Annotated in this window: 5 protein-coding genes; 2 read left to right on the top strand and 3 right to left on the bottom strand. The window is 70.1% G+C overall.

Annotated features, from left to right (window positions below; translation table 11 throughout):
• Positions 1-103: 103 nt before the first annotated feature.
• Together ABZV34_RS37275 and ABZV34_RS37270 are read right to left on the bottom strand one after the other, a co-directional pair.
• Positions 104-898 carry an SDR family oxidoreductase gene (locus ABZV34_RS37275; RefSeq protein WP_356287059.1) on the bottom strand — a complete coding sequence of 265 codons (795 nt, stop codon included), beginning with the start codon at positions 896-898 and terminating at the stop codon, positions 104-106.
• Positions 899-1,150: 252 nt separating this feature from the next.
• Entirely contained in the window at positions 1,151-1,570 is a 420-nt protein-coding gene (locus ABZV34_RS37270) for an SRPBCC family protein (protein ID WP_356287056.1), read from the bottom strand.
• Positions 1,571-2,066: 496 nt separating this feature from the next.
• Between ABZV34_RS37270 and ABZV34_RS37265 the strand changes: the two genes are divergently transcribed.
• Complete coding sequence (locus ABZV34_RS37265) at positions 2,067-2,339, top strand: hypothetical protein (protein ID WP_356287053.1); 273 nt, start codon at positions 2,067-2,069, stop codon at positions 2,337-2,339.
• Between the two features lie 164 nt (positions 2,340-2,503).
• Entirely contained in the window at positions 2,504-3,685 is a 1,182-nt protein-coding gene (locus tag ABZV34_RS37260; protein ID WP_356287050.1) for a N(5)-(carboxyethyl)ornithine synthase, read from the top strand.
• 77 nt (positions 3,686-3,762) lie between these two features.
• On the opposite strand, the gene msrA is transcribed toward ABZV34_RS37260, so the two are convergent.
• Positions 3,763-4,275, bottom strand: coding sequence for a peptide-methionine (S)-S-oxide reductase MsrA (gene msrA, locus ABZV34_RS37255; RefSeq protein WP_356287047.1), 513 nt, complete (start codon positions 4,273-4,275; stop codon positions 3,763-3,765).
• Between the last annotated feature and the right edge of the window lie 295 nt (positions 4,276-4,570).

Below are 4,570 nucleotides of genomic sequence, written 5' to 3'. Positions count from 1 at the left end.
GACCCGCCCGGGGGGCCACCGCCGTCGTCGGCCGGAGGGCCGGCGGTCGCCACACCTCTCCACGGAGGGCCGCCCTGGACGGGGGGCCCGTCCGGCGCGGCCGTCAGGGAATCACGGCGTCGATGCAGCCTCCGTCGACCCGCAGCGCGCCGCCCGTGGTGGCGGAGGCCTGGTCCGAACTCAGGTACACCACCATGTTGGCGATCTCCTCGGGGGCGATCAGGCGCCGCAGCAGCGACTGAGGTCGGTGTTCGCTCATGAAGATCCGCTCCGCCTCCTCCCAGGGCAGGTCGCGACCGACCAGCTCGTACACGAACTCCTCGACGCCGGCGGTGTGGGTGGGGCCGACGAGAACCGAGTTGACGGTGACGCCCGTTCCGGCGGCCTTCTTCGCGAAGCCGCGGCCGACGGCCAGGAGGGCGGTCTTCGTCATGCCGTAGTGGATCATCTCTTCGGGAATGGCCACCGCCGATTCACTGGCGATGTACTGGATGCGGCCCCAGTCGCTCTCGATCATCCGCGGCAGACAGGCACGGGTGAGGCGGACCGCGGCGAGCACGTTCACCTCGAAGTACCGGCGCCACTCCTCATCGGTGATGTCCAGCGGGTCCTGGGAGCCGAAGACGCCCAGATTGTTGATGAGGACGTCGACGTCCGGCAACGCGTCGAGGGCGGTCGCCGCACCCTCCTCGGAGGAGACGTCCGCGCCGATGGCGACGAAGTCACCGTGCGGCACCTCCTCCCGCAGTTGCCTGACCGCCGCGTCGACCCTTTCCTTGTCGCGGCCGTTGACGCCCACCCGCGCCCCCGCGTCCGCGAGGCCCGCCGCGATGGCGGCCCCGATGCCCTGCGTCGACCCTGTCACCAGGGCGGTCCGTCCCGTGAGATCGATACGCATGTACGACTCCCTTGCTGTGGCCGTCCGAGGTGCCGGTCCGGGGTCCGGGCCATGGAACACGGGGTCACCCGTGCGTGGGCCGCCTCGCCTTCACGTGACGCGACGGGTGGTACGTCGTGACCACGCCGGTCCGGGACGACACCGCCGCCCCTCGCCCTCCCGGTCAGGGAGGACACCCGCCGTCGAGACTCCCGGGCCCGAGGGCACGCGATCTCGTCCCTGCGCCGTCCGTTCGCGGGCGTTCGCGGGGGTTCAGTCCGCCAGCTCCGTGTGCAGTGCGTCGAGACCGTCGCGGTAGATGCCGGTGAAAAGGGCCACCATCTCGTCGTCGCTCGCCCCCAGCGGGTAGAAACGGCCGGACCACTCCACTTCCGCGCTGTCGGGCTCGCCGGGCACGGTGTGCACCCGGATGGTCGCGAGATAGCCGGTGACGGGGAACGGCGCCTCTACGAAGGTGTACGAGTAGTGTCGGCCGCCCTCGCTGAACCCCGTCAACCGTTCGACGACGACCTCTCCGTCCCCCATGGTCAGCCGGCGGACGCGGCCCCCTTCCAGCGGCGTGCTCTCGGCGATCTGCGGAACCCAGTCGGGCAGGGAACCGAAACCACCGATCACCTCCCACACGCGGCCGGGGGATGCGGGGACGACCCTGCTCACCGAGGTCGATGCCATTGCTTCTGCTCCAGGACTCGTCGGTCTGCGGGGGCGGGAGTGCTCGCGACAGTCGGGCCGGTCGGCTTCACGCCTTCCACAGATCATCATAAAAGGCATAGATGGAGAGAGGCACGCGGAACGTCGCGCCGGCCACGGCGTCGGGCAGGTCCGACCACCACGACGGCCGCCCGCCCCGTCTCCTCCGCCGCCCGCCCAAAGACCCTGAGCACGCGCGGTGGAGGCAACGGGGCCGGGACAGAGTACGGTGGCGTCACCGAGCGCACCTCGCATGCCGTCATCCGTTTCGGCGTCGCCCTCGGGGAACGGCAGACGCCGGCGCCTCCGCGCTCCGGCCGGAAATGAGCCGCCCCATGACTTCTGGCTCGTACGCTCGCGCCGTCCCGCGCATTCCGATCGGCGCCCCGCGGTAGCGGACTTCCTGGTTCCCGACGCGTTCCGGCACCTGGCACGCCTTCTGCCGACGACAGACGACCGACGAAGGGATGCGGCACTCATGTACTCACAGGACGCGATCTCCGGCCACCGCCGAGGCCGCCCCGAACCGACCGCCGAGACGCTCTCCGGACTGGCCTGCCTCATCTGCGGCACCGACTACCGGAACGCACCGGACGCGAACGCCGTGGTGGTCTCGCACCGCGACGACAGACAACTGCTCGCCTGCCACGGAACGTGCGCGCGACTGGCGAGCGGGTCGGTCACCGGGCTGGAGGAGACGCCCCTCCCACTGGCCGAGCGCCTGCGCAGACACAGCGCCGACCAGCACTGAGACGCTGAGACGGGCGGCATCCCGAACACTCCGCCCGGCGGTGGACACGGCCGAACGCGGGCCCGGACTCCCCCGGCTGCGGCCGGCACGCCCGCGCACGCAAACGCCGTGCGCGCGAACGGCATTGAACGCCATTGCATGACATTTACATGACAAGGAAGCGCATGACCCTCATGAGTCTCGGAGTCCTGGCCTCCTCCCGCAAGGAGAACGAGCTCCGGCTCCCCTTGCACCCCGCTCACATCGACCGGATCGCCCCGGACGTCCGCTCAAGGATCTTCCTGGAACACGGCTACGGCCGACGGTTCGGCATCGACGACGATGCCCTGCTGCCGCTCGTAGCGGGCCTGCGCTCCCGCGAGCGGCTCCTCGCCGAGTGCGAGGTGCTGCTGCTTCCCAAACCGACGCACGCCGACATCGCCGATCTGCACGAGGGCCAGGTGCTGTGGGGATGGCCGCACTGTGTGCAGGACGAGAAGATGACCCAGATCGCCATCGACCGACGGCTGACCCTCGTCGCATGGGAGGCGATGAACCACTGGACGTCCACGGGCGCCTTCAGCGTCCACGTCTTTCACAAGAACAACGAGCTGGCGGGCTACTGCTCGGTGCTGCACGCCCTGCAGCTCGGCGGCATGACCGGTAGTTACGGACGCCGGCTGCGCGCGGTGGTCCTCAGCTTCGGTGCCACGGCACGCGGAGCGGTGACCGGTCTGGGCGCCATGGGGGTCTCCGACGTCACGGTGCTCACCCAGCGGGCCGCGGCGGCGGTGGCCTCGCCCATGCCGTCGGTCGTGATGGGCCACTTCGAGGAGCAGGCGGACGATCCGTCGCGGCTCCGGGCGCTCACCGCGAAGGGTCCGGTGCCGCTCGCGGAGTACCTGGCCGGGTTCGACATCATCGTCAACTGCATCCGGCAGGACACCGACGCGCCTTTGATGTTCGTCACCGACGAGGAGCTGCCCCTGTTCCGCCCGGGCACCTTCTTCATCGACGTCGCCTGCGACGAAGGCATGGGCTTCACATGGGCCCGGCCGACCACCTTCGGCGAGCCCATGCCCTCGGTGGGAGCGGACTGCCACTACTACGCGGTCGACCACAGCCCGTCCCACCTGTGGAACTCGGCCACCTGGGAAATCAGCGAGGCGCTCCTCCCCTACCTGCGCAAGGTCATGAGCGGCCCCACCGCCTGGGAGGCCGACGCCACGGTCAGGAACGCCATCGAGATCCGCGACGGCGTCGTACGGAACCCGAAGATCCTCTCGTTCCAGCACCGTACGGCCGCGTACCCCCACGCCCCCGAGATCCCGGCGCCTGCACTGCGTCCCGCCGCGCAGCCGGCCTGACAACGCCCGAGGTGCTCGTCATCGGCCCTACGGCCGGTGACGGACACCGCGCGCCCGCCGGCCGGCCCTTCCCGGAATCAGGCTTCCGCGCGCTTCGGCAACCGCCAGTTCGGCCGCGGGAAGTGGCAGGTGTAGCCCTCGGGGTACCTCCGCAGGTAGTCCTGGTGCTCGGGCTCCGCGTCCCAGAAGGCGCCGGCCGGCACGACCTCGGTCACGACCTTCCCCGGCCACAGTCCCGAGGCGTCGACATCGGCGATCGTGTCCTCGGCGACGCGTCGCTGCTCGTCGTCGAAGTAGAAGATCGCGGAGCGGTAGCTGACACCGATGTCGTTGCCCTGCCGGTTCTCCGTACTCGGGTCATGGATCTGGAAGAAGTACTCCAGGATGGCGCGGTAGTCGGTCGCGGCGGGGTCGAAGGTGATCTCGATCGATTCGGCGTGGGTTCCGTGATTGCGGTAGGTCGCGTGGGGCACGTCGCCACCGCTGTATCCCACCCGCGTGGCCAGGACACCCGGGAGCGTCCGGATCAGTTCCTGCATCCCCCAGAAGCAGCCACCCGCCAGCAACGCCTTTTCCTCAGTGGCGCTCATAGCTCTTCACATCCCTTTTCGTCTCTTTGCGCGGTCCGACCGCGGAACGCGCGGACCCGACGGCGCGGCCATCGGCCGTTCCCCCACGCACAGACGTCGAGGACGTGCCCGAAAATTCCCGTCGGCCGGTGCCGCCTGGCGGTACGCCGTCCGGCGACCGTCCGGAACCTGCACCCGTAGTGAATCACGGGGCCCGCGCGACGGCGTGGGCCCCGGGTCAGGGTGACCGGCGCAGCCCCGCGATGAGGAGTCCGACCAGTCGGCGCGCGTCATAGCGGGGATCGGCGTCCGCGCC

The organism is Streptomyces sp. NPDC005195 (assembly GCF_040608315.1).
GTDB lineage: Bacteria > Actinomycetota > Actinomycetes > Streptomycetales > Streptomycetaceae > Streptomyces > Streptomyces kaempferi.
The sequence above is the reverse complement of the archived record's forward strand: the minus strand, read 5'-3'. Positions and strand labels throughout refer to the sequence as shown.

Bases quoted from the DNA above. Each gene is read 5' to 3' on its own strand.
- ABZV34_RS37275 (WP_356287059.1), bottom strand. From the start codon at position 898: ATGCGTATCGATCTCACGGGACGGACCGCCCTGGTGACAGGGTCGACG.
- ABZV34_RS37270 (WP_356287056.1), bottom strand. From the start codon at position 1,570: ATGGCATCGACCTCGGTGAGCAGGGTCGTCCCCGCATCCCCCGGCCGC.
- ABZV34_RS37265 (WP_356287053.1), top strand. From the start codon at position 2,067: ATGTACTCACAGGACGCGATCTCCGGCCACCGCCGAGGCCGCCCCGAA.
- ABZV34_RS37260 (WP_356287050.1), top strand. From the start codon at position 2,504: ATGACCCTCATGAGTCTCGGAGTCCTGGCCTCCTCCCGCAAGGAGAAC.
- msrA (WP_356287047.1), bottom strand. From the start codon at position 4,275: ATGAGCGCCACTGAGGAAAAGGCGTTGCTGGCGGGTGGCTGCTTCTGG.